The 23,644-nt window shown below is 73.4% G+C and carries 19 protein-coding genes, 1 tRNA gene and 1 riboswitch; of the genes, 8 read left to right on the top strand and 12 right to left on the bottom strand.

The window, feature by feature from the left end; translation table 11 throughout:
* Positions 1 to 14: 14 nt before the first annotated feature.
* Positions 15 to 1,334 carry an MFS transporter gene (locus J2S55_RS03625; protein ID WP_306857246.1) on the top strand — a complete coding sequence of 440 codons (1,320 nt, stop codon included), beginning with the start codon at positions 15 to 17 and terminating at the stop codon, positions 1,332 to 1,334.
* On the opposite strand, the gene J2S55_RS03620 is transcribed toward J2S55_RS03625, so the two are convergent.
* From J2S55_RS03620 to J2S55_RS03595, 6 genes are all read right to left on the bottom strand, one after another.
* Positions 1,280 to 2,890: a dipeptide ABC transporter ATP-binding protein gene (locus J2S55_RS03620; RefSeq protein WP_306857245.1), complete on the bottom strand. Its 1,611-nt coding sequence runs from the start codon at positions 2,888 to 2,890 to the stop codon at positions 1,280 to 1,282. The genes J2S55_RS03625 and J2S55_RS03620 overlap by 55 nt on opposite strands.
* Positions 2,887 to 3,756 carry an ABC transporter permease gene (locus J2S55_RS03615; protein WP_306857244.1) on the bottom strand — a complete coding sequence of 290 codons (870 nt, stop codon included), beginning with the start codon at positions 3,754 to 3,756 and terminating at the stop codon, positions 2,887 to 2,889. The genes J2S55_RS03620 and J2S55_RS03615 overlap by 4 nt, the downstream gene beginning before the upstream one ends.
* A gap of 127 nt (positions 3,757 to 3,883) precedes the next feature.
* The gene (locus J2S55_RS03610) at positions 3,884 to 4,855 is read right to left on the bottom strand and encodes an ABC transporter permease (protein ID WP_306857243.1); all 972 of its coding nucleotides are present in this window, start codon (positions 4,853 to 4,855) and stop codon (positions 3,884 to 3,886) included.
* A complete protein-coding gene (locus tag J2S55_RS03605; RefSeq protein ID WP_306857242.1) occupies positions 4,852 to 6,477 on the bottom strand; it encodes an ABC transporter substrate-binding protein in 1,626 nt (541 codons plus the stop codon). Before J2S55_RS03605 ends, J2S55_RS03610 begins: the two co-directional genes overlap by 4 nt.
* A gap of 51 nt (positions 6,478 to 6,528) precedes the next feature.
* Entirely contained in the window at positions 6,529 to 8,283 is a 1,755-nt protein-coding gene (locus tag J2S55_RS03600; RefSeq protein WP_306857241.1) for an FAD/NAD(P)-binding protein, read from the bottom strand.
* Positions 8,284 to 8,329: 46 nt separating this feature from the next.
* Complete coding sequence (locus J2S55_RS03595; RefSeq protein ID WP_306857239.1) at positions 8,330 to 9,274, bottom strand: glutathione S-transferase C-terminal domain-containing protein; 945 nt, start codon at positions 9,272 to 9,274, stop codon at positions 8,330 to 8,332.
* A 37-nt stretch (positions 9,275 to 9,311) separates the two neighbouring features.
* Positions 9,312 to 9,424, bottom strand: a riboswitch (SAM riboswitch).
* A 52-nt stretch (positions 9,425 to 9,476) separates the two neighbouring features.
* Between J2S55_RS03595 and J2S55_RS03590 the strand changes: the two genes are divergently transcribed.
* Positions 9,477 to 9,977, top strand: a complete 501-nt coding sequence (locus J2S55_RS03590; RefSeq protein WP_306857238.1) for a ribonuclease FAU-1 family protein — start codon at positions 9,477 to 9,479, stop codon at positions 9,975 to 9,977.
* A 45-nt stretch (positions 9,978 to 10,022) separates the two neighbouring features.
* On the opposite strand, the gene J2S55_RS03585 is transcribed toward J2S55_RS03590, so the two are convergent.
* The 3 genes from J2S55_RS03585 to J2S55_RS03575 form a co-directional block, all read right to left on the bottom strand.
* Positions 10,023 to 10,796 (bottom strand): enoyl-CoA hydratase, encoded by a 774-nt coding sequence (locus J2S55_RS03585; protein WP_306857237.1) that lies wholly within the window; start codon positions 10,794 to 10,796, stop codon positions 10,023 to 10,025.
* A 93-nt stretch (positions 10,797 to 10,889) separates the two neighbouring features.
* Entirely contained in the window at positions 10,890 to 12,011 is a 1,122-nt protein-coding gene (locus tag J2S55_RS03580) for a nitric oxide synthase oxygenase (RefSeq protein WP_306857235.1), read from the bottom strand.
* Positions 12,012 to 12,367: 356 nt separating this feature from the next.
* Positions 12,368 to 12,440 (bottom strand) — tRNA-Asn (locus tag J2S55_RS03575).
* 165 nt (positions 12,441 to 12,605) lie between these two features.
* Here J2S55_RS03575 and J2S55_RS03570 point away from each other — a divergent pair.
* Entirely contained in the window at positions 12,606 to 12,920 is a 315-nt protein-coding gene (locus tag J2S55_RS03570; protein ID WP_306858553.1) for a YtxH domain-containing protein, read from the top strand.
* Between the two features lie 199 nt (positions 12,921 to 13,119).
* On the opposite strand, the gene J2S55_RS03565 is transcribed toward J2S55_RS03570, so the two are convergent.
* From J2S55_RS03565 to J2S55_RS03555, 3 genes are all read right to left on the bottom strand, one after another.
* Entirely contained in the window at positions 13,120 to 13,581 is a 462-nt protein-coding gene (locus J2S55_RS03565) for a hypothetical protein (RefSeq protein WP_306857233.1), read from the bottom strand.
* Positions 13,578 to 14,864 (bottom strand): MGH1-like glycoside hydrolase domain-containing protein, encoded by a 1,287-nt coding sequence (locus tag J2S55_RS03560; protein WP_306857232.1) that lies wholly within the window; start codon positions 14,862 to 14,864, stop codon positions 13,578 to 13,580. The genes J2S55_RS03565 and J2S55_RS03560 overlap by 4 nt, the downstream gene beginning before the upstream one ends.
* 87 nt (positions 14,865 to 14,951) lie before the next feature.
* Positions 14,952 to 18,203 (bottom strand): AfsR/SARP family transcriptional regulator, encoded by a 3,252-nt coding sequence (locus tag J2S55_RS03555; RefSeq protein WP_306857231.1) that lies wholly within the window; start codon positions 18,201 to 18,203, stop codon positions 14,952 to 14,954.
* Between the two features lie 182 nt (positions 18,204 to 18,385).
* Here J2S55_RS03555 and J2S55_RS03550 point away from each other — a divergent pair, with 182 nt between their 5' ends.
* The 5 genes from J2S55_RS03550 (at position 18,386) to J2S55_RS03530 (ending at position 23,644) form a co-directional block, all read left to right on the top strand.
* Positions 18,386 to 18,610 (top strand): hypothetical protein, encoded by a 225-nt coding sequence (locus J2S55_RS03550; RefSeq protein ID WP_306857230.1) that lies wholly within the window; start codon positions 18,386 to 18,388, stop codon positions 18,608 to 18,610.
* A 434-nt stretch (positions 18,611 to 19,044) separates the two neighbouring features.
* Positions 19,045 to 20,484 (top strand): aspartate aminotransferase family protein, encoded by a 1,440-nt coding sequence (locus tag J2S55_RS03545; protein WP_306857229.1) that lies wholly within the window; start codon positions 19,045 to 19,047, stop codon positions 20,482 to 20,484.
* On the top strand, positions 20,466 to 21,512 hold the full coding sequence (locus J2S55_RS03540) for an NAD-dependent epimerase/dehydratase family protein (RefSeq protein ID WP_306857228.1): 1,047 nt from the start codon (positions 20,466 to 20,468) through the stop codon (positions 21,510 to 21,512). The genes J2S55_RS03545 and J2S55_RS03540 overlap by 19 nt, the downstream gene beginning before the upstream one ends.
* Positions 21,513 to 21,530: 18 nt before the next feature.
* The gene (locus J2S55_RS03535; RefSeq protein ID WP_306857227.1) at positions 21,531 to 22,586 is read left to right on the top strand and encodes a UbiA prenyltransferase family protein; all 1,056 of its coding nucleotides are present in this window, start codon (positions 21,531 to 21,533) and stop codon (positions 22,584 to 22,586) included.
* A gap of 26 nt (positions 22,587 to 22,612) precedes the next feature.
* Positions 22,613 to 23,644: a glycosyltransferase family 2 protein gene (locus J2S55_RS03530; RefSeq protein ID WP_306857226.1), complete on the top strand. Its 1,032-nt coding sequence runs from the start codon at positions 22,613 to 22,615 to the stop codon at positions 23,642 to 23,644.

Raw genomic sequence — 23,644 nt, 5'->3', positions numbered from 1 at the left:
AGTAACTTCCCGCCATGACCCCCTTACGAGATCCGCGCTTCCGCCTGCTCTGGAGCGGTCAGGCCCTCTCCCACATCGGCGACGCCGTCACCCCCGTCGCCCTCGCCCTGGCGATCGTCACCGCGACCGGCTCGGCCACCGACCTCGGCCTGGTCCTGGCCGCCCAGTCGACGGCGACGGTGGCGCTGATGCTGCCCGGCGGCGTCTGGGCCGACCGGCTCCCCCGCCAGCGCGTGATGCTGGTCGCCGACCTGGTCCGGGGGCTCGCCCACGCCGTGATGGGCGTCGGGCTGATCACCGGCACGGTCGGTACCCTCCACCTGGCGGCGCTCGCCGCGCTCTCCGGCGCCGCGTCGGCGTTCTTCCTGCCCGCCACGACCGGCCTGCTGCCCGCCACCGTGGCCCCCGAGCACCTGCCCCGGGCCAACGCGCTCATGGCGATCGCCAACCGAGGCTCCACGCTGCTCGGCCCCGGGATCGCCACCGCCCTCGCGCTGACCGCCGGGCCCGGCTGGGCGCTGGTCCTCGACGCCGCGACGTTCGCGGTCAGCGCCGTGCTGCTGAGCCGCCTCCGGCTCGCGCCGGTCCCGCCCGTGCCGCATGAGCGCTTCGGCAGGCAGCTCGCCGAAGGCTGGGCCGAGCTGCGCCGCCACCGGTGGTACTGGACGAACCTCGTCGGCCACTCCCTGTGGAACCTGGGCCGCTGCGTCCTGATCACGATCGGTCCGCTGATCGCCGTCACCGGCCTCGGCGGCGAGCTGGCCTGGGGGACGATCGTGCAGGGCGGCACGGTCGGCGCCCTCTGCGGGGCGCTGCTGGCGCTGCGGGCAAGACCGCGCCGGCCCCTCCTGGCGGCCAACCTCGCCCTCGCGCTCGGCGCGCTGCCCTTCGTCACACTCGCCGCCGGGGCGCCCGCCCTCGCGGTCGCGGCGGCCTACGGGCTGATGACCGGCGGTCTGGCGTTCATGGCGCCGTTCTGGGAGACGGCCGTGCAGGAGCACATCCCGGCCGAGGCGATCTCCCGGGTGTCCGCCTATGACTGGATGCTCTCCCTGGGGTTGATGCCGCTCGGCATGGCCCTGGCCGGACCGCTGTCCTCGGCGGCGGGGACGGCCCCCACCCTGTACGGCGCGGCGGCCCTGATCGCGCTCTCCTGCCTGGGTGTCCTCGCCCTGCCCGACGTCCGCCGGCTCGGCCGGGCACCCGCCGGAGCCCAGCCTCCCGGTCAGGCCCCGCCTCCCGGTCAGGCCCCGCCGTCCGGTCAGGCCCCGCCGTCCGGTCAGGCTCCGGCCGGCACCAGTTTGGGCACCGCGCCGAGCAGCTCCCGGGTGTAGTGGTGCTTGGGGATGAAGAACACCTCGTCCACGTGCCCCTCCTCCACGATCCGGCCCGCGCGCATGACCAGCACCCGGTCGCTGATGTGGTGGACCACCCCGAGGTCGTGGGAGATGAAGATCAGCGCGGTCCCGTCGGCCGCCTGGATCTCCGCGAGCAGGTCGAGCACCTGCGCCTGGACCGACACGTCCAGCGCCGACACCGGCTCGTCGCAGACGAGCACGTCGGGCCGGGGGGCCAGGGCCCTGGCGATGGCCACCCGCTGGCGCTGCCCGCCGGACAGCCGCCGGGGGTGCCGTCCGGCGATGTCGGCCGGCAGGCCCACGCGCTCCAGCAGCTCGGCCACCCGGGCCCTGCGGTCCCTGCCGGCCCCGTCGAGAGGCTCGGCGACCAGGCGGCCGACGGTGTAGCGGGGGTCGAAGGAGCCCAGCGGGTTCTGCGAGATCACCTGGATGCCGGAGCGGCGGGCGCGGCGCCTGCGCTCGGGGACCGCCGACCAGGGGTCGCCGTTCAGCCGGACCTCGCCGGAGGTGGGCGCCATCAGGCCCAGGACGAGCCGGGCGACGGTCGTCTTGCCCGAGCCCGACTCCCCCACGATGCCGACGGTCTCACCGGGATGGACCTCGAAGGAGACCTCGTCCACCACCCGGCGGGAGCCGTACGCGGCCGACAGGCCCGAGACCTCCACCACCGGCGAGCTGTGATCCACGGTCCGCTCGGGCAGCGGGGTGCGCAGCGCCACGCCTCCGGCGGCGACGGCGGCCAGACGGGTGCCGCGCGAGGCCGCCGAGGGGACGGCGGCCAGCAGCAGCTCCGTGTAGTCGTGGTCGGGCTCGGACAGCACCCGGGCGGTCGGCCCCTCCTCGACGACCACGCCGTCCTTCATGACCAGCACCCGGTCGGCGATGGAGGAGACCACGGCCAGGTCATGACTGATCATGAGCAGCGCGGTGCCCGTGGCCTTGCGGGCGGCGAGCAGGCGCAGGATCTGGGCCTGCACGGTGACGTCGAGCGCGGTCGTCGGCTCGTCGGCGATGATCAACGGCGGATCGGCGGCGATGGCCGAGGCGATGAGGGCCCGCTGGCGCAGCCCGCCGGAGAGCTGGTGGGCGTACTGGCGGGCACGCAGCTCCGGTTCCGGCACCCCGACGGCGTCGAGAAGCTCGATCGCCTTCGCCGTACGGCCCGCGCGCGGCACCACGTCATGGGTGGCGAGCACCTCGGCGATCTCGTCGCCGACCGTGCGGAGCGGGTCGAGCGAGACGAGCGCGTCCTGTAGCACCAGCCCGGCGAACCGGCCGCGCAGCCGCCGCCAGTCCCGCGCCCCGAACCGGAGCGCGTCCCTGCCGTTCACGGTGAACTTCCCGGCCGTCACCTTCCCGCCGGGACCGGTCAGCCCCACCAGGGTCCTGGCCGTGACACTCTTGCCCGAGCCCGACTCCCCGACGATCGCCACGCACTCGCCCGCCGCGATCGACAGGCTCACCCCGCGCACGGCCTCCACCCCGGAGGAGGGGAAGCCGGCCCTCAGGTCCTCCACCTCGATGAGGCTCATCGGTCTCTCCCTTCGAAACGGCGCTGGAGACTGCGCCCGACCAGGGTCAGGCTGATGACGGTCAGCGTGACGGCGAGGCCGGGGAAGAGCGCCGTCCACCAGGCGACGCGCAGGTAGTTACGGGCCTCCGACAGCATCGAGCCCCATTCGGGACTCGGCGGCTGCGGCCCCATGCCGAGGAAGCTGAGACCCGAGGTGGCGATGACGGCGGTGCCCATGCCGATCGTGGCGAGCACCGGGAGCGGGCCCAGGACGTTGGGCAGCACGTGACGCAGGACCAGGACCGGCCGGGGCAGGCCGAAGGTGACCGCCTGCTCGACGTAGCCGGACCGGCGGACGACGAAGGTCTGGGCCCGGATCACACGGGCGTAGTTGGGGACCTGGGCCAGGCCGATCGCGAGGACGACGTTGCCGGTCCCGGGGCCGGTGACCGCGATGACCAGCAGGGCGAGCAGCAGCTCGGGGAAGGTGGCCAGCACGTCGAACAGGCGGCTGAGCAGCTCGTCGAGGTATCGGGGGGAGAGCCCGGCCAGCATGCCCAGGACGGTGCCGGTCCCGGCGGCGAACAGGATCGCGGCCGCGCCGATGCCCAGCGAGTGCCCGGCGCCGTGGACGATCCGGGACAGCACGTCCCGGCCGAGGTGGTCGGTACCGAACCAGTGCCCGGCGTCCGGCCCGGCGAGGGCGTGCAGCGGGTCGGCGGTCAGCGGGTCCACCCCGCTCAGCAGGTCCGGGACCAGGGCGGCGACCGCGACGGTGGCCAGGAACAGCAGCGGGACGACCAGCCGGGGGCGCAGGCCGTACCGGCGCCCGGTCCGGGCGGGAGCGACGGCCGTGACCGGCGGCGCCTGGGTGACCGTCGTCATCGGCCCCTCCCCGGACGGAGAACAGTTTTGATCGTCGGCTCCTCCGGTGAGGGGGCGACCCTCACCACCGGCACCTCCTCGGCGGCGACCCTCGCCGCCGGCACCTCCGGGCGGGGAACGGTCCTGATCATCGGCTCCTCCTCAGGCGGGGGTCGATCGCCAGGTAGGCGAGGTCGACGACCGTGCTGACCGTCACGTAGACCAGGGCCGACAGCAGCACGATCGCCATCACCACGGGCATGTCCTTGCCGGTCACCGCCGAGACGGTGACCTGGCCGAGGCCGGGGCGGCCGAACACGGCCTCGACGACGATCGCGCCGCCGAGCAGGACGCCGGTGAACCATCCGGTGAGGGTGACGGCCGGGAGCAGGGCGTGCCGCAGGGCGTGGCGGGTGACGAGGCGCCACTCGGTGATGCCGCGCGAGCGCGCGGTCACCGCGAACGGCTCCTCCAGCGCCCGTTCGAGACCTTCGCGCAGCACCTGGCCGAGCACTCCGGCGATCTGCAGTCCCAGCGCGGCGGCCGGCAGCACGAGCGCGGCGGAGCCCCGGTCACCGGAGACCGGGAACCAGCCGAGGCTGAAGGAGAAGACGGCCAGCAGCAGGATCCCGATCAGGAACGGCGGCACCGAGACCGCCACCAGCTCCGACAGCCCGGCCAGGCCGTTGGTCCAGGACCTGCGGCCCGCGGTGACCAGCGCCAGCACCAGGGCCAGCGCCACCCCGAAGACCGCCGCGGCGAGGGCGAGCCTCACGGTCGGCCCGATCTGCGAGGACAGGACGTCGCCGACGCCGCGCTGCAGGATGTAGGAGTGGCCGAGGTCGCCCTGGAGCAGCCGGATCAGATAGTCGCCGTACTGCTGCAGGGCCGAGCGGTCCAGCCCCCATTCGGCGATGATCTGCGCCCTCCGCTCGGGGGTGTCGAGACCGTCGCCGATGAGGACGTCCACGGTGTCGCCCGGGGCGAGCAGCAGCGCGACGTAGGCCGCGGTGGCGGCGGCCCAGAGCACGGCCACGCCGGATCCGAGCCGCCGGGCCACCGGGCCCAGCCACCCGGCGGCGGCCAGCCCCCGCCGCCGGGTGAGTGTGAGGGTGCTCATGTCCCTGTCCGGATGTCATAAGCACTGTTGGGGGTGCCGGAGACCGGTTCGAAGGTGAGCCCGGTTACGGAGGCGCTGTAGGCGATCTGGTCGGCCGGCACGTAGAGCGGCAGGAGCAGGGCCTCGTCGGCGACGAGCTTCTGCACCTTGGCGTAGAGCTCCTTGCGCTCGGCGGCGTCGGAGCTGGCCGACGCCTCGGTGAGCAACCTGTCCAGGCCGGCGTCCGCGAAGTGGGTCCGGTTGATCGCGGCGCCCTTGGGGAGGATCAGGTTGAGCGCGGCCCCGGCGTCGGTGTCGCCGCGCGAGTTCTCGAAGACGTCATATTGGTTGTCGTCGTAGGCCTTCTGCGCGGTGCCCTGGTCGACCAGCTTGACCTGGAAGTCGATGCCGGCGCTCTGCTTGACCGCCGCCTGGATCGCCTGGGCGAGGATGTCGCGGCGGTCGCGGACAAACGGGGCGGAGTTGACGGCCCGCACGGTCAGCCGCCTGCCGTCCTTGACCCGGTAACCCTCGGCGTCGCGCTTGTCCCAGCCCGCCTCGTCGAGCAGCCTGGCCGCCCGCTGCGGGTCGTTGCCGAAGGTGTTCTCCAGTGAGGCGTCGTAGAGCTGCGGGCTGCCCTGGCCGATGATGCTCCAGGCCCGTTCCGCCGTGCCCTGGTAGACCGAGTTGAGGACGGCGTCGACGTCGACGGCGTCCCGGAAGGCCTCGCGCACCCGTTTGTCGTCGAAGGGTGGGTGCGACTGGTTGAAGTAGTAGGAGAACGCGCTGCCGGAGTTGAGGCTGGTCTCCAGCTTCAACCGGGGGTCGCCCTTGATCAGGGCGATCTCCGTGGCGGGCACGCCCTCGATCACCTGGACCTGGCCCGAGGTGAGCGCGCCGACCCGGACGGCGGCCTCGGGCAGGAAGCGGTAGGTCACCTCCGCCAGGTGCGCCGGCCCCTGGTGGGCCGAGCCGGCGGGCGGCCAGCCGTAGTCGGGGTTGCGCTTGTAGTGGACCTCCTGTCCCGGGGTGAACCGGTCGAGGACGAACGGCCCGGTGCCGACGACGTCGACCCCGCCGGCCTTGAGGTCCTTGGCGTTCCTCAGCGACTTCGGGGAGATCTGGCCGGCGTACGGCGAGGACAGGAAGTCCAGGAACAGTCCGTCCGGCGCCTTCAGTGTGATCTTCAGGGTGTGCGGGCCGGCCACCTCGGCCCTGCCGAAGTTACGGAGCTGGACGGCGGCGACCGCCGGGTTGTAGCCCGGTGCCAGGAACTGGTCGAAGTTGGCCTTCACCGACGCGGCGTCGAACTTCTCCCCGTCGTGGAAGGTGACGTCGTCGCGGAGGTGGAGGGTGTAGGTCAGGCCGTCCTTGGAGACCTCCCAGGACTTGGCCAGCCACGGCAGGAACTCGCCGTCCTTGCCCCGGGCGACCAGCGAGTCGAACTGGTTGTGCACCAGCAGGCGGGCCTTGTTCTGGCCCCACAGCTGGGGGTTGAACGTGATGGGCTGCGTCTCCACCGCCCACACCAGCGACCCGCCGCCCCCGCCGCCGGCCGCGGCTGTCGGGGCCTCCGTCTCGGCCCCGCACGCCGCGAGCGCCAGCACCGCGGTCAGCGTCAGGGCGCCCCATCGGACTTTCACGTTCTTCTCTCCTTACAGCTCAGGCGACAGGCAGCTCGGGCGGCAGACAGCTCAGGCGACGTGTCGGATCTGGGTGGTGACGGCCTCGGACAGCACGATCCGGGCGAGGGCGTCGGCGTGCCGGAAGAGCGGGGCGTTGAGGCCGGGCCGGGCGAACCCGCCGGTGGCCCTGCCGCCCACGACCCAGGGGCCGAAGGCGAACCTGCGGGGGTGGGGGGTGTCGGAGCGGTCGAGCAGGCGGCGGTCGGCGGGCCGTACCTTCAGCAGCCCGGAGTCCTCGTCGATCTCGCCCCGGTCGCGGAGCGCGGAGATCAGCGGGTCGGTGGCCCGGCTCACGCTGGGCGCGGGCAGCCGGGCCTCGATCAGGGTCCGGGCCGCCACCGTGCCGGGGACGGTGGGGCTGTGCGCCTGCCACCGCCGGTCACGGTGCTCCACCTTCAGGTCCGCGCCGAGGAAGGTGACCACGCCGGCCCTGGCCAGCGCCCGCAGCTCCTCCAGCCGGGGGCCGGGCGGACCGCTGGCGACGTAGCTGAAGAAGCCGTGGAACCAGGGGTCGGAGACGCCCAGCTCGGCCAGGACGCCGTAGACGGACAGCAGCCCGAGGATCATGGCGTGGTCGGCGCTGTGCGCGGGGTCGGAGCGCCGCTCCAGGTCCGCTCCCAGGTAGCCGTGCATCCACCTGCGCAGCCCCGCCGGATCGCCGAACCGCATCCGCTCCAGCGGCCGGTCCAGCCGGTCGAAGTCCAGCCGGTCCAGATGCCGGGGTACGGCCCTGCGGATCAGCGCGCGCATCCCGGGACTGCGCCACTCCTCGGCCGCGTACGCCTCCTCGAACTCCGCCCAGCCCGTCCGGGCCCGCTCCGGGTGGGCGGTGAGCAGCTCGTGGTAGTAGGCGTGGCCCAGCTCCTTGGCGGCCAGCGGCCACACGTCCCTGCGGAAGTTCCACGGCCCCTCGCCGAGCGCCTGCGCGGTGAGGAAGCGCGGCACCGGCGGGCGGGCGCCGCGGAAGGGGTATCCGGTCTTCGAGTGGTACGGCACGCCGCGGCGCGAGCCCACCTGGAGCAGCGGCTCCCGCCCGCTGGGCAGGTAGACGAGCTCCCCGTCGTACTCGCGGACGAACCGGCCGCCCCGGCCCGAGGTGAGCAGCACCATCAGGTCGACGAAGGCCAGCCCCATGCCCCGGACGATCACCGGCTCGCCCCCGGGCACCCGGTCCAGGTCGAGGTCGGCGGCGTAGCCGGTGGGCAGGTAGTGCAGCCCGCTGCCCGCGGCCGTCTCCGCCAGTGCCCGCTCCTGCCTGGTCGGGATCACGTCGCCGTGCCCCTGCGCCAGGATCACCGCGTCCACCTCGATCGTCCGGCCGCCCTCCAGCGTCACGACCTGCCCGCCGGGGACGTCGGTGAGGTCCAGCGCGCGGGCCGCGTGGACGTGCACCCGGACGCCGCGTGGAGCGGTGTCGACCGCCTGCTGGAAGACGTGGGACAGGTAGGCGTTCTGGACGGGCCGGGAGGCGAACCTGCCGGGGTCGCCGCCGAGCCACTGGGCCAGCGAGGGGCCGGGGCGGATCGGGCCCCGGCACTGGACCGACGCGTCGGTGAACAGCGTCACGTCGGCGGCGGTGGAGTTCATCCAGAGCAGCTCGGGCTGCTCCCTGCGCCAGACCCGTCCGCCGCCCGGGGGGTAGGGGTCGATCACGTGGACGTCCAGCGACGGCCAGTCGAGCAGGTCGGCCGCGTTGGCGCAGATCCGCTCCACCAGGCAGGTCCCGGTCGGCCCGGCGCCGACGACGGCGACGGAGGCGCTCATGCGATCTCCTCGCCCGGCCGCACGGGGGTCGCGGCGCTCGCGGGGCTCATACGGCGGCTCTGCGGTGCGGCTCGTCCCAGTCGGCGTGGAGCGGCTCGACCGGGATCCGCCAGGGGTCGGTCTCCGTGGCGGCCGGGGAGGTGATCGCGGAGAAGTCGGTGCTGTCACGGAAGGCGGGGTGCCGGTAGAGGTCCCGGGCGTAGGCCCACAGATTCGGGAAGGCGGTCAGCGGGCGCTCGCTGATCCTGGCGGAGGGGTTGTCGGCGAGGTCGAAGCGGAGCAGCGTCGGCCAGAGCCGCACGTCCGCCTCGGTGATCCCGGAGCCGAACAGGAACCTGCGGTCGGCGAGCCGGGCGTCGAGCTCCTCCAGGAAGGAGATCACGGCCTGACGTGCCTGGCCGTACTCCGTCTCGCCGGCGGCCGAGGCGACGCGGCCCGCCGCGGTGTTGGCGTACTCGTAGATCCTGGCGTTGAGCGCGTCGATGTCCGGCCGGAGCTCCTCGGGGTAGAGGTCGATCTCCGGGTCGCCGCCGAACCGGGTGCCCAGGTCGATCGTGATGTCGGGGAAGTCGTTGCTGACGATCCGCCCGCCCGCCCTGTCCCACAGCACCGGCACCGAGACGTGGCCGTCGAAGCCCGGCTCGGTCGCCTCGTACGCCTCGCGGAGCGTGGTGAAGCCGTTCACCGGGTCGGCCCCGCGCCGCTCGCGGAAGGCCCAGCCGCGCCCGTCACGCTCGTCGTCCACGTAGGACAGCGAGATCACGTCCTGCAGTCCCTTGAGCGAGCGCACGATCACCGCGCGCTGCGCGTAGGGACAGACCGCCGCGACGTAGAGGTGGTAGCGGCCCGGCTCGGCGGGGAACTCGCCGGCGCCGTCGGCGGTGATCCGCCCCTGGAAGGGGTAGCGGGGGCCGGGCCGGTCGCCCGGCCGGTAGCGGCCGTAGGCGTCGAGGTCGACGGGGCCGGCGTAGTTGAGTGTGATCTCGGACATGTACTGCTCCCAGGCATGCCTCGGTGACCCGTTGAGGGGTCCGCGCTTGCGGCACGCCGACCGTGCCGCCAGGTCTCCCCCGGGGGCACCCCGCCGCGGTGCGAGGGTTGCCGGTCAGTGAGCCGGGGCTCTGCACTGACACTCTTAACCTAGTTAGAAGGTAGGAAATACATAGATCTCTGTCAACCCTTATGGTCGGGGGATGACACGCGAGATCGTGAATGTGGTCTACCGCAAATACGACGGCTCACTGCACTGGCACCACCCCGCGCTGCTCCTCGGCGAGGACGAGCACGGCGTCTGGACCGGCTGCGTCGCCGGCTCCACCGGCAGCAAGGGCGACGAGCCGCCGGTGACCTGGACCGACGCGTTCGTGATGCTCTTCCCCCGCGACGCCTGGTGGACGGCCACCTTCAACGCCGAGCCGAACAGGGTCGAGATCTACTGCGACATCTCGACCGTCCCCCAGTGGCGCGACGGCGAGGTGACCATGGTCGACCTCGACCTCGACGTCCTGCGCATGCGCGACGGCCGGATCCTCCTGGACGACGAGGACGAGTTCGAGGAGCACCAGGTCCGCTACGCCTATCCCCCCGAGGTCATCGAGAACGCCCGCGCCACGGCCGCCCGGCTGATGGAGGCCGTCACCACCGGCGCCGCCCCCTTCAGGACCGCCCCCCACTGGCTGTCCCACGTGACCTGACCGCCCCGCGCCACCGCCGCGGGCGAGGCCCGGCGGCGGGCGGGCTTACAGGGGCGGAAACCTGGGGGCGCGGCGCTCGACGAAGCTGGCCACGCCCTCGGCGAAGTCGGGGCGGCCGAACGACTCGGCCATCAGGCGCACGGCGGCCGACTCCGACGCCTCCAGGGTCCGGTCCCAGTCGCCCCAGACCTGGCGCTTGATCACGGCCATCGACGCCGGCGAGCTGTGCGTCGCCAGCTCGCGGGCGTAGGCCAGGGTCTCCTCCAGCAGGTTCTCCCCGGGCACCGACCGGCCGGCCAGGCCCAGCCGGTACGCCTCCGCCCCGGTGAACGTGCGGCCCGACAGCAGCAGGTCCATGGCCCGGGCCTGGCCGATGAGCCTGGGCAGGATCCACGACAGGCCGTACTCGGCGATCAGGCCGCGGCGGGCGAAGGCGGTCGTCCACTTGGCCTCGGCGGCGGTGAAGACCAGGTCGCAGACCAGGGCGTGGACCATGCCGAGCCCGGCACAGGCGCCGTTGACGGCCGCGATGACCGGCTTGCCGATGGTGGCCGGGAAGGTGGTGGGCCGCCTGTCCGGCTCCCCTTCGTAGGAGCCGTCCTGGATGGCGTTGAGGGTCTGGAAGTCCGCGCCGGCGCAGAAGCCCCTCCCCGCCCCGGTCACGACGATCACCCGGACCTCCGGGTCCTTCTCGGCCTCGGCGAGCTGGTCGAAGTATCGCCGCCCCATCGTGTCGGTCCAGGCGTTGAGCCGCTCGGGCCGGTTGAACGTCAGGGTCAGCACGCCCTGCTCGACCGACGACAGCACCAGGTCCATCATTCCGCGCCCTCCTCACCCGGCCACCATACCGAATCATGTTCTACAGCTTCTCCGCAACGCCCCCGCCCCGCCGCCGCGCCGTCCCGCCCTCCGTCACCACCCCGGCACGGGCCAGCGGCCGAGCCCCCGCTCCACGGAATCGGGGTGGTGGACGTAGCTCGGCGACAGCTCCGCCTCGTCGTAGTAGCGGTGGAAGACCGGCGTGGCCGAGCCCGAGATGGGCGGGACGATCCAGCTCCAGTCGGCCGGGCAGACCCGGCCGGCCTTCTCCTCGCGCGCCAGGTGGGTCAGGAAGCGCCGCGACTCGGTGTGGTGGTCGGTCACCGTCACCCCGGCCTGGTCGAAGGAGTGCAGGACCGCCACGTTCAGCTCAACCAGGGCGTGGTCGCGCCAGAGCGAGCGGTCGGTGGAGGTGTCCAGGCCCAGGAGCTGGGCCATGATCGGCATCAGGTCGTAGCGGTCGATGTCGGCGAGGTTGCGCGCGCCGATCTCGCTGCCCATGTACCAGCCGTTGAACGGCGCCGCCCGGTAGTGGATCCCGCCGATCTCCAGGCACATGTTGGAGATCGCCGGTACGGCGTGCCAGCGCAGCCCGAGCTTCTCGAACCAGCGGTAGGACGGGTGGGTGAGCTCCACCTCCAGCACGGCGTCGGCGGGCACGCCGAACATCAGCGGCGAGCCGCCGCCCGCCGAGACGACCAGCGGCAGCACGTCGAAATGCGTGCCGGGGCCGCCGGGCCAGCCGAGTTTGCGCACCATCGTGGTGAAGTCCACATACCGGGGGTCGCCGACGACGGACCCGTCGTCCATCGCGTACCCGGCGTAGCGGATGAGCTGCTCGTTCCAGATCCTCGGGCCCGGCCTGCCCGGCCGGTCGGGGGCGAACACCGTGATCGTCGGCCGGACCTTGCGGTTGGGCGCGGCCTCCCTCAGGTGGTTGACGCACTCCACGGCCACCTCCTCGGCCGTGTTCACCCAGCGCCGGTCACGCACCTGCAGCGAGTGCCAGTACAGCCGGCCGATGCACCTGGAGCTGTTGCGCCAGGCCACCCGGGCGCCGAAGGCGAGCTCCTCCGGGGTGTGCGTGTAGCTCCCCGTCCGGTAGATCTCGATCTGGACCTCGCGCATGCGGGCCTCCACCGGCCCCGCCTCGGGGTTCTCGGCGTGGAACAACCTCAGGAAGTCCGCGGCCGCCGCGATATCGATCTCTTGCACGACCGGGACAGGCTCCTTCGCCCTCAAGAACTTGGCCACCGCGCGCCGGACACCGCCCATCAGATCCGGTGCACGACGCCGAGACCTCCGCCAGATCAGCACAGAACAACCACCCATGCGTGCTCACGGGCACGGTCGGCCGTTCCGGGCGGCGCGGTGCCCTGTGTGCAGCGGCCCTGCCCCACTGCGATCGCTGTGTTCCGCGGCAACCGCGCCGTCCTCGCTGACTGGCGAGCATAGCGATACATGACGCGGTATCTGACATCTTCTACGGCCAGGGAGGATTTGTCTCCCGAATCGGGCCACAGCACGCCGAAGGCCCCCGGAGCTGGGCTCCGGGGGCCTTCTGTGTGTTGCTCCCGCGATAGGACTCGAACCTATAACCTGCCGGTTAACAGCCGGCTGCTCTGCCGATTGAGCTACACGGGATCGTGCTTTGCGCCGCTCTGACCGGGAAGTTTTCCCCGCTCCTTGCGGCGCAGGAATAGATTAGCGCACTCTGAGCGTGTGTGTCGCATCGCTACACCGGGGTAGGTCGGAAACGACCCGCGATCCGCGGGTAGGGTCCGGCGGAGCATGGCTGTGGAGGTGGAGATGCGTTACCGGATGATGTTCGGGGTGGGTCTTGCTGTGGGCTACATCCTGGGGAGCCGCGCCGGGCGGGAGCGTTACGAGCAGATCAAGCGGATGGCCCTGCGGGTGTCCGACAGTCCGAGGGTGCAGGAGACCGCCGGCCTGGTCGGCGCCCGGGTCTCGAAGGTCACCGGCGCCGCCAAGACGAAGGTGACCCATGCGGCCAAGAACCGGCTGCCGTTCCTGCACTCGGACAACGGCTGGCAGGCCGACAAGCACGACGAGACGGGCACCGGCTGGCCGGAGGACGACCGGGCCACCTCTCCACACCCATGACGGGCACCCCTGACGGACGGAAGGCCCCCGCGGGGGCCTTCCGCACGTCCGGGTCGAGACCGCCGGCCCGGGCTCGGGCTCCTGCCCGAGCCCGGACGCCCGCCCGCGTCCGGACGCCCGTCCGGACTCGGGTCTCCGCGCGGGCTCAGATCTCTGCCCGGACCAAGGTCTCTGTCCGGGCTCGGGCCTACGCCCGCGCTCAGACGCCGAAACTGCGGCGCGTCTCCTCGAGCGCCTGCTCGGCCAGGGCCCGCAGGCCGGGGTCGGTGGGGTCCATGCCGGGGTCGAAGACGAACTCCCAGATCATCTGGTCGTCCCCGGTCCTCCTGGCCACCAGCCGGACTCCCCCGCGCGCGTCCAGCGGGGCGTACTGGTTCACCACGATGGAGGCGGTCACCCGCTCCCGCACGGCCTCGGGGATCCGCCCCGGCTCGGGCAGCAGCGCGCGGTGCGACCCTCCCGCCGTGGTGACGACCGTCAGCCCCTCCTCGTCCCACACGCCGCGGTCCACCTGGAACCACGGCAGCCTGACCCCGCCCAGATAGAGCGCCTTGTCGGTGGCGATCACGTAGCCGTCCGGCCCCTCGGCGTAGGTGAGCACCCGGTCGGTCGGCGCGACGGCCGCGCGGACCTCGGCGGGCATACGGTTGAAGAGCTTCATGCGTCCACGTTATCCGCGAGCAGATCGAGGGTGAGCGCGGCCGACCAGGAGAAGTCCCGGCTGCCCCGGCCGCTGCCGTCGAAGGGGTCGAAGCACTCGCGGAAGCCCGCCTGCCGTACCAGGCGCAGGGTGCCCGCGCCGAGCAGTCCCGCCGGCCCCGTCAGGCCGTGTACGGCCAGCGCGCGCCGGAGCAGCCAGTTGGTGTTCACCCAGGAGGGCCCCCGCCAGTAGCAGGACCGGTCGAACTGCGGCGCACGGATCTCGCAGCTCGGCACCGGGTATCCCGCGGCACCCATGAACCGGGGCGACTCCAGCACGCCCACCAGCTTCTCCACCCGGTCGGCGGACAGGCCGGGATCGAGCATCGGCCCGAAACCGCCGACCGTGCAGACGGGGCTGAGCCGCCCGCTGCGCAGATCCCGGGCGCGGAAGACCCCGTCGGCCCAGAGCCGCTCCAGCACCCCCGCACGGATCCGCTCGGCCGCCTCCCGGTGCGGCCCGGGGTCGGCGCCCGCCAGCGGGGCCAGCTCGGCGAGCACCTGGCAGGAGGCCAGCCAGATCCCGTTGAACATCGGGTCCTCCACCGCGAACGGATGTTCGTCACGCAGGTAGGCGCCGTCGTAGCCGGAGTCGCGGTAACGCAGGGCCAGCCAGATGTAGCGGTCCTGGTGGCTGTCGGGGAGCTCCTCGCCCCGGTAGGCGTAGCGGACCGCGGGCAGCGCTCCCAGCGGGGCGTCCCATACGGGGCTGTCGTCCATCCCCGACTCCCACGGGTGCACGATCGCGGCCAGCCCTCCCCCGCCCAGGTCCCTGGTCGTGGCGAGATAGTCGTGCTGGGCCACCAGCATCGGATACAGCCGGCGGACGAGGGCGGCGGCCTCGGCGCGGTCCGCCGCGTGCCGCCACACCCACCACAGGGCCAGGGCCTGCAGCGGCGGCTGGGTCAGCCCGGAGGTGATCGCCTTGTTGGGGGAGGCCGGATGGTCCTGCGAGCGCCAGACGGAGGGGCCGGGGAAGTAGGCGTCGGAGTGGGACGGGTGGAAGACGATGTGCGGCACCATGCCGGTGCTCCACTGCCCGGCCAGCAGGCTGAGCAGCTCGGTCCCCGCCCGCCGGGTGTCCCAGCGGGCCAGGCCGATCGCGACGAAGGTGGAGTCCCAGTTCCACTGGTGGGGGTAGAGCCCGGGTGCGGGCACGGTGGCGGACCCCGTCCAGTTCGCGTCGAGCACGGACCACGCCTCGCGCCCGAGAGCGGCGTCGTCTACGGCCGGCCGCGCCTCCATCCGCTTAGTCTGCGCCTGTATCCGCCAGGAAAACAGGGGTTAAACCCAATAGTCGTCGCAATACCCTCCAAGACGGGTCGAAGGCCGCTATGACCGGCGGTCGGGATCACGCAGATGGGCGTAGATCTCCTCGGCGCTGATCTCCTCGACCTCCGGGACGCCCAGGTCGGTGAGGATGTCCAGGGCACGCCGCCACTGCTCGCGGGCCTCCTCGTGCCGGCCCAGGTCACGGTGGGCGCGGGCCAGGCCGTGCAGGGCGCGCACCTGGCCCGCCGGGTGGCCGAGGTCATGGGCGATGTCGAGAGCGGTCCGGTGGTAGGTGAAGGCCCGGTCGGGGCGGCCGGTGGCCTGGTGGACACGGCCGAGGCCGTACAGGCCCTCGAACTGGGCGTTGCGGTCGCCGATCCGGCGGGCGATCCGCAGGGCGCGGCGGTAGCGGTCGGTGGCCGGCCGGTGCTCGCCCCGCATGAGGTGGGTGATGCCGAGGCCGGTCAGCGCGCGCAGCTCGCCGTCGCGGCTGCCGGTGACGTCGGCGATCTTCAGTGCCTGCTCGAAGTGGTCGGCGGCCCGCCCGAACCAGCCCTGCGCCCGGTGCACGTGCCCCAGACCGCACAGCGCGCCCAGCTCCCCGTCCCGGTTGCCGGTCACCCGGGCGATCTCCAACGCCCGCTCGAAGCAGTCGGCGGCCCGCCCGAACCAGCCCTGCGCCCGGTGCACGTGCCCCAGACCGCACAGCGCGCCCAGCTCCCCGTCCCGGTTGCCGGTCACCCGGGCGATCTCCAACGCCCGCTCGAAGTAGTCGGCGGCCCGCCCGAACCGCCCCTGGGCGAGATGCACGTCGCCCAGGCCGCACAGGGCGGCGAGCTCCCGGTCGCGGTCGGCGAGGGCGCGGGCGGCGTGCAGGGCGTTGCCGTGCAGGGTGCGGGCGTGGGTGTAGTGCGCGCGGGTGTGCAGGTGGCGGTGGAGGGACGCCCACAGGTGCAGGGCGTGGGCGGGCCAGCCGTGCCGGGCCGCGTACGCGGCGGTGGCGAGCAGGTTGGTCAGCTCGGCGTCCAGCCACTCCGACGCGCGCGCCCGGTCCCCGGGGGCCCCGGAGCGGGCGTCCTGCCCCCGGGCCCGGACGGGGTGGTCGGTCTCGTAGGTGTGCGCCGTGTCCACGGCGGCCGAAGCGGTGCGGATGTAGTGGTCGAACAGGCGCATCAGCGCGGTGCGCCGGTCGGCGTCGGCGTCCTCGTCGGCCAGGGTGGCGGTGGCGTGCGTGCGTACCAGGTCGTGGAAGCGGTAGCGGCCCGGGACCGGTTCCTGCAGCAGGTGGGCGTCGACCAGGTCGTCGAGGAGATGGCCGGCGTGCTGGGGGGTGGTGCCCGCCAGGGCCGCGGCCGCGTGCCGCTCGATGTCGGGCCCCGGGTGCAGGCCGAGCAGCCGGTACATGCCCTGCCTGCCGGGGCTGAGGTGGTGGTAGGACAGGTCCATGGTCGCCGTGATGCTGAGCTGGCCGACTTCGAGCTCGCTGAGCCGGTGCTGGTGGTCGCGGAGCCGGCCGGCCAGGTCCGCCGGGGTCCAGCCGGGCCTGACGCGCAGCCGGGCGGCGGCGATGCGGATCGCCAGCGGCAGCCGGCCGCACAGCTCGACGATCTCGGTGAGCAGCCCGGGCGGCTGGCCGGCCAGGCGCTGCTCACCGGCGGTGCGGGTGAACAGCGTCAGCGCGTCGCCGGGCGGGAGGACCTCCAGGGAGAGCGTCCGGACGTCGTCGAGGCCGGCCAGGCGCCTGCGGCTGGTGATCAGCGTCAGGCAGCCGGGAGTGCCGGGCAGCAGGGGCCGCACCTGGGCCTCGCCGAGCGCGTTGTCCAGCAGGATGAGCACGCGCCGGCCGGCCAGCCGGGTCCGGTAGAGGGCGGCCCGGGAGTCGAGGTCGTGCGAGATCTGCTCACCGGGCACGCCCAGGGAGCGCAGCATCTGGTCCAGCGCGTCGGCCGGGTCGACCGGCGCCACCCCCTGGGTGAAGCCGTGCAGGTCGACGAAGAGCTGCCCGTCGGTGAAGCGGTCCGCCAGGAGGTGCGCGGCGTGCACGGCGAGCGTGGTCTTGCCGACCCCGGCCATGCCGCGGATGGCGCCGATCACCGGCACCTCGGGGCCGGACGCCGGGGCCCCCGGACCCGGCGCGGGCGCGTCGGGGCGGTCCGCCGGATGGGCGAGCGCCAGCAGGTCGGCCAGCTCCGCGGCCCGGCCGGTGAAGCTGGCGATGTCCCGGGGGAGCTGCCTGGGTACCGCCGGCGCTCCGGCCGGGCCACCGGCCGGGCCACCGGAAGCGGCCCCGGAGGCGGCCCCGGCCGGGACTCCGGACGCGGCTCCGGAGGCGACCCCGGACGCGGCTCCGGACAGACCACCGGACGGACCGGAGGCGGCCCCGGACGCGGCTCCGGACAGACCACCGGACGGACCGGAGGCGGCCCCGGACGGACCGCCGGACACGACACCGGACGGACCGCCGGACGGACCGCCGGACGGACCGCCGGGCGAGGCACCGGACGGGGCTCCGGGCAGGCCGGCGGGGGCGTCCGCGGGCGGGGCCAGGCCGGCGTGACCGGCCAGGATCTGGCGGTGCAGCCGCTGCAGCGGCGGGCTCGGCTCCACGCCGAGCTCGTGGACGAGCTGCCGGCGCAGCTCCCGGTAGGCGCGCAGCGCGTCGGCCTGACGGCCCGAACGGTACAGGGCGAGCATCCACTGGGCCTGTAATCGCTCCCGCAGCGGCTCCTCGGCGACCAGCACCCCCAGCTCGGCGAGCAGGTCGCCGTGGTGGCCGAGGGCGAGCTGGGAGTCGATCCAGGTCTCCTGCGCGGCGAGCCTGCGCTCCTCCAGCCGGACCAGCTCGGTGCCCAGCGCCTGGTCCAGTGCCGGGTCCAGCGCGACGTCCTCGAACGGCCGGCCGCGCCAGAGCCCGAGCGCCCGCCGCAGCCGCTCGGCCGCCAGTCCCGGCCGCCCGTCGGTCAGCGCCTGGCGTCCCTGCGCCGCGAGCTCCTCGAAGGTCAGCAGGTCGAGGTCGGCCGGGGAGAGCCGCATCTGGTAGCCGCCCGGCACGGTGCACAGCAGCGGGGGCTCGGTCCGGTCGGCCGGCCCGAGGGCCTGCCGGAGCGCGGACACGTAGGTGCGCAGCGCGACCGCGGCGGTGCGGGGCGGCCGCTGCGGCCACAGCGCCTCGACCAGCCGGTCGGCGGGGACGGGCCGGTTGACGTTCAGCAGCAGCACCGCCAGCAGGGTGCGCTGCTTGGCGGCGCCCAGCCGGACCAGCCGGTGGTCACCGGAGCGGACCTCGAGCGTGCCGAGGACGCTAAAGCGCATGACCCGGCACCGCCGGACGCCGTCCGCCCCGCGGCAGGTCCTGGCCCGTCGATATTCGGGCGGCCGGAGCCGCTCCGTCCGTCAGCGCCGCACAGCCACATATCATCAGCGCCATATACCCATATATATGACCACCTGTCGATATCTGAAGTTCACGGCGAATTGCCCGATAAATGGTGGTCATGTTCTATTTATCGCTGGCCACAACCACGGTTTGGGGCCGCATCAACGAGGACCGGCCCGTCGTGGCCCACCACCTGCCCGTCAAGTCCCGCACCGCGAAGGCGGAGAACGAGGATCCCGCCGGAATCGACGGCCTCCGGCCGGGCAGCGCCGCGGCCGCACCGGACGGCGCCCCGCCCGTTCCGGGTTACGGCGCCACCGGCCCGGACACGCCTTTCGGATAACCCTTTTCCGGATCTTTTCGACCGGCCGGATGAATGGCGGAAAGGCGGGGCCTTTCTCACGCCCCCGGCATCGGACGGCGGACGGCGGAGCCGTGGGCGTCCGCCCCCGCCCTCCCACGGCACGCCGTACCGGACCGGAGCGTTCTCGAATGGTGAGACGGCGCCCGCGGGACCGGCCGGGCCCGCGCCGGAGAACGGACACGCCGGACGTCGGGCTCGCGGCTCCCCATCTGTCTCATCATCTGGAAACGCGTGACTCGACGGTGTCAAGCCGCGCCTTTACCCGCCCTTGACAGCCGGGCCGCATCGTCGATGCGACTCCACTTCACTTCCGGAGGGGGCCCGGGGCCGATCGCCGTTCCGGGGCCGCCGGAACCGTGGCGCCGCGTCCCGATGAGCACCGATCCCCCGGCGACGGGGAAAGGAGAGTGCGCGTGTCCGAACTGATCAGCCTCGAAGAATGCGAGCGGCTCACCGCCAGAGACGTTCACGACCTCTACCGCAAACACGTCAGCCGCAGCCAGGTGTCGCTGATGACCTCGTTCGGTTTCGGCCGGGAGCTCGTCGAGCGCGCCGAGGGCGCCTGGATCTGGACCCGGGGCGGCCGGAGGATCCTCGACTTCACCGGCGGGGTCGGCGTGCTCAACCACGGCCACAACCACCCCCGCGTGCTGGCCGCCCGCCGGCGCTTCCAGGAGGCGCACAGGATGGAGGTGCACAAGACCTATTTCTCACCCTACGTGGCGGCGCTCGGCCACAACCTCGCCCAGCTGCTGCCCGGCGACCTGAACATGTCGTTCTTCCCCAACTCCGGCGCCGAGGCGGTGGAGGGCGCGGTCAAGCTCGCCTACAAGTACCACGGCGGGCGCCGGCAGCGGATCCTCCGCGCCGACATCGCCTTCCACGGCAAGCTGCTGGGCTCCGGCACCCTCACCGGCACCCCGGACCGCTTCCGCTTCCCGGGCATCCCGGGGGTGGGCACCTTCCCCTACGGCGACCTGGACGCCGTGCGCGCCGCGACCGCCGCGGCACGCACCCGCGACGGCGGCTGCGACGTGTACGCGATCATCATCGAGCCGTTCAGCGCCTCGACCATGCGTTCCTGCTCCGAGGAGTTCCTGCGCGGGCTGCGGGAGCTCTGCGACGCGGACGACATCATGCTGATCTTCGACGAGATCTACACGGGCTGGGGCAAGACCGGCAGCCTCTTCTACTTCATGCGCCATCCCGGCCTCGTCCCGGACATCGTGACCACGTCGAAGTCGTTCGGCGGCGGCAAGTCGTCGATCTCGGCGTACATCGCGCGCGAGCGGGTGTTCCGCAGGGCCTACGACAACCTCGCCGACTCGGTGATGCACAGCACCAGCACGACGTACTACGGGTTCGGCGAGGAGACCGCCACCGCGATCGAGGCGGTCAACGTCGCCGTCGAGGACGACTACCCGGGGCGGGCGCGCGAGATCGAGCGCGTCCTCGCCCCGGGCCTGGAGCGGATCCGCAAGGGGCACCCGGACACGGTGGCCGCGGTGCGGGGCGCGGGCGCGCTGTACGGGATCTTCCTGGACGGCGGGCCGAAGATCCTCGACCTCGCCGCGAGGCTCGCCCCGGGCGGCCTGGCCAAGGACCCCAACTTCCGCATCAAGCTGATCACCTGCTCGGTCGTCGACGCGCTCTACCGCGACCACGGCGTCTACGCCTACTACACGCTGAACGGGGACAACCCGCTGGTCGCCGCACCCCCGCTGGTCGTCGAGCCCGCGGACGTCGAATACTTCCTCGACAGTCTCGCCGCCACCCTGGACCAGGGCCTGCCGCGGCTGCTCACCCGGTTCGTGCGGGAGAAGGTGGCGCCGCGATGGCCGTCCGGGTCGTAGTCACGGGCAGCTCCGGGATGCTGGGCGGGAACCTGGTCCGGGGCCTGACGGAGGCGGGGTACGACGTGCTGGGCGTGGACCTGCGCCCGCGCTCCGACGGGTGCCCGCGGGCGCGGTACGCGATCGGCGACATCCGTGACACCCCGCTGATGACCGGACTGGTCACCGGGGCCGAGGCGGTGGTGCACTGCGCCGCGGCGCTGCCGAGCTACCCGGCCGGCGAGATCCGCGACGTGATCGTCGGAGGCACCCGCAGCGTGCTGGAGGCCGCCCGCCGGGCCGGCGTGCCGCGCGCCGTGCACGTCTCCTCCACGGCGGTGTACGGCCTGCCGCGGACGGTCCCCACGGCCGAGAGCCATCCCCGGGAGCCGGTCGACCCCTACAGCCGGGCCAAGGCGGCGGCGGAGGAGGTGGCGGAGGCGTTCCGGGAGGAGGGGATGTGCGTGCCGGTCCTGCGGCCCAAGACCTTCCTCGGCCCCGGCCGCATGGGACTGTTCTCGATGCTCTTCGAATGGGCCGAGGAGGGCCGTAACTTCCCGCTGCTGGGCCGCGGCGACGTGCGCATCCAGATGCTCGCGATCGACGACCTGGTCGAGGCGATCCTGCGCGTGCTCCAGGCGCCCGCGGACGTGGCCGGCGACACCTTCAACATCGCCGCCGCCGCGTTCGGCACCCTGCGCGAGGACTTCCAGGCGGTGCTCGACGCGGCGGGCCACGGCAGGCGGCTGGTGCCGCTCCCGGCCGGGCCGACCCTGGCCGCCCTGCGGCTGCTGGGCAGGACGGGGCTGTCCCCGGTGTACGAGCGGCTGCTGTACAAGCTGCTCGCGGACTCCTACGTCAGCATCGACAAGGCCCGGGACCGTCTCGGCTTCGAGCCCCGCTTCTCCAACCAGGAGGCGATCCTGCGCACCTACGCCTGGTGGCGGGAGAACCGGCGGCAGCAGGGCCGCGGGGCGCCCGCGGCCGGCCGGACCAGCCGCGACGCGTGGCGGCAGGGTGCGCTGTCGCTCGCGAAAGTCTTCTTCTGATCCCGGCCGGAGGTGCATATGCGTGTCATCGAACCTCCCGGCTCCCAGGGGGTGGCCCGGCCGCCGGAGCCGCTCGCCGACGGTGCGCCGGACGGCACGGCGGACGATGCGCCAGGCGGCACGGCGGACGGTGCGCCAGGCGGCACGGCGGACGGTGCGCCGGGCCGGCGGCCGGGGCTGCCGGCGGACCTGGCGGCCCTGATACGGCCGCTGCACGCGGCCAAGAGCGTCCTGCTGGTGCCCCTCGCGCTCGCCGACGCGAGCGTCTGGACCCTCGCGATGCTCGGCGCGACGGGCTGGGCCGTGGCCGGCTTCGTCCTGGCCGGGGCCTGCGTGTACGTCGGCAACGACATCGCCGACCGGCACCGGGACCGCCACCACCCCGTCAAGCGCCACCGTCCGGTCGCCGCCGGGCGGGTGCCGGTCTGGGCCGCCTGCCTGTACTGCGCCGCCCTGCTCGCGCTGCTCGGCGTGGTGGCCGGTTCCGGTCCCGGCCGGCCGTACTGGCCCCTGCTGGCCTACCTGGCGCTCAACGTCGCCTACACCCGCGTGCTCAAGCACATCCCCCTGATCGACGTGTGCGCCGTCGCGCTGGGCTTCGCGCTACGCGTCGTCCAGGGGTACGCGGCGATCGGGGAACCGGTCTCCGGGTGGCTGCTGGTCGCGGTGTTCTCGGTGTCGCTGCTGCTGGTGACCGGCAAGCGGCGCCAGGAGCTGCTGGAGTCCGGGACCGCCCACCGGCCCGCGCTGCGCGGCTACTCGGTGGGGCTGGCCGACCAGATGCTCCAGCTCACCTGCGTGCTCACCGCGGTCGCCGGCCTGATGTACCTGCGCACCGAGGCGCCGTTCGGCCCCTACGGCCAGCCGGCGATGCTGCTGGCCACGCCGTTCGTGATCTTCGCCCTGTTCCGCTACCTGCAGGTGGTGCTCGTCGAGGGGGGCGGCGGCGATCCGGTGCGGGGGGTGCTGCGCGACCGGGGTCTGGCCGCCACGGCGGTGGCGCTGGCCGTCGTGCTCGGCGTGACGCTCGTGCTGGCCCACCACCCCGCGCTGGCCGCGACGGTCCTGCGATGAACCCCACGACCCGAAAGGCGGCAGTCATGTCCCGGCCGTACCCCCTGGTCTCGGTCGTCGTCCCGGTGCACAACTCGGCCAAGACGCTGCGCGCCTGCCTCACGGCGGCGCTGGCGCAGACTTACCCCAGTCTGGAGGTGATCGTCGTCGACGACGCCAGCACCGACCGGTCCCGGGAGATCGCGGGCGCCTTCCCGTGCCGGCTGGTGGCGCACCCCCGCAACCGGGGCGTGTCGGCGGCCCGCAACACCGGGGCGGCGGCGGGCCGCGGCGAGATCCTGTTCTTCCTCGACTCCGACGTCGGCCTGGCCCCGGACGCGGTGCTCAACGCGGTGCGGCTGCTCGGCGAGGACCCCGGATGCGGGTGCGTCTACGGCGTGTACGCCAAGGAACCGCTCATCGACGACGGTCCCGTGGAGGTCTACCGGACGCTGCACCTGCACCACGCCCTCACCCGGGCGGCGGGTCCGACGGCGACGGCGGTCTTCGCCCTCGCCGCCGTCCCACGGGCGGTCTTCGACGAGGTGGGGCCGTTCGACGAGAACCTGCGCTGCGCCGAGGACGACGAGTACAGCGAGCGACTGCTGGCGCGGCACCGCATCCGGATCTCGGCCGAGGTCACCGGCCGCCACGACGAGGCCGACCGGCTCCTGCCGCTGCTGGCCGAGCAGTACCGGCGCGCGCAACTGCTGCGCTTCTCCGCCCGCAACCGGCTGCGGCCCGACGCCCTGAAGGTCAACCGCGTGCCGGGTCTCCTCGCCGTCGCGCTGGCCGCGGCGAGCGTCCCCGCCGGCCTGGTGTGGCCGCCCGCGCTGTCGCTGACCGGCGCCTGCCTCGCCGCGTTCGCGCTCTGCGATCCGCCGCTGTCACGGTTCGTGCTGCGGGAGAAGGGCCCGGCGTTCCTGGCCTTCTTCACCGGGGTGCACCTGCTCACGCACGCGGCGCTGCTGTCGGGCGCCGCCACCGGATGGGTGCGCGCCACGCTCGACTCCTCCTTCGGGCCCTCCCGGCGCGCGGCCGGGCGCCGGCGCCCGGCCGACCCCTCGAAAGGCTGGTGA

The sequence above is a fragment of the Streptosporangium brasiliense genome, from assembly GCF_030811595.1.
Lineage (GTDB): Bacteria > Actinomycetota > Actinomycetes > Streptosporangiales > Streptosporangiaceae > Streptosporangium > Streptosporangium brasiliense.
Note: the sequence above shows the minus strand (reverse complement) of the source record. Positions and strands in the feature narration are given on the sequence as shown.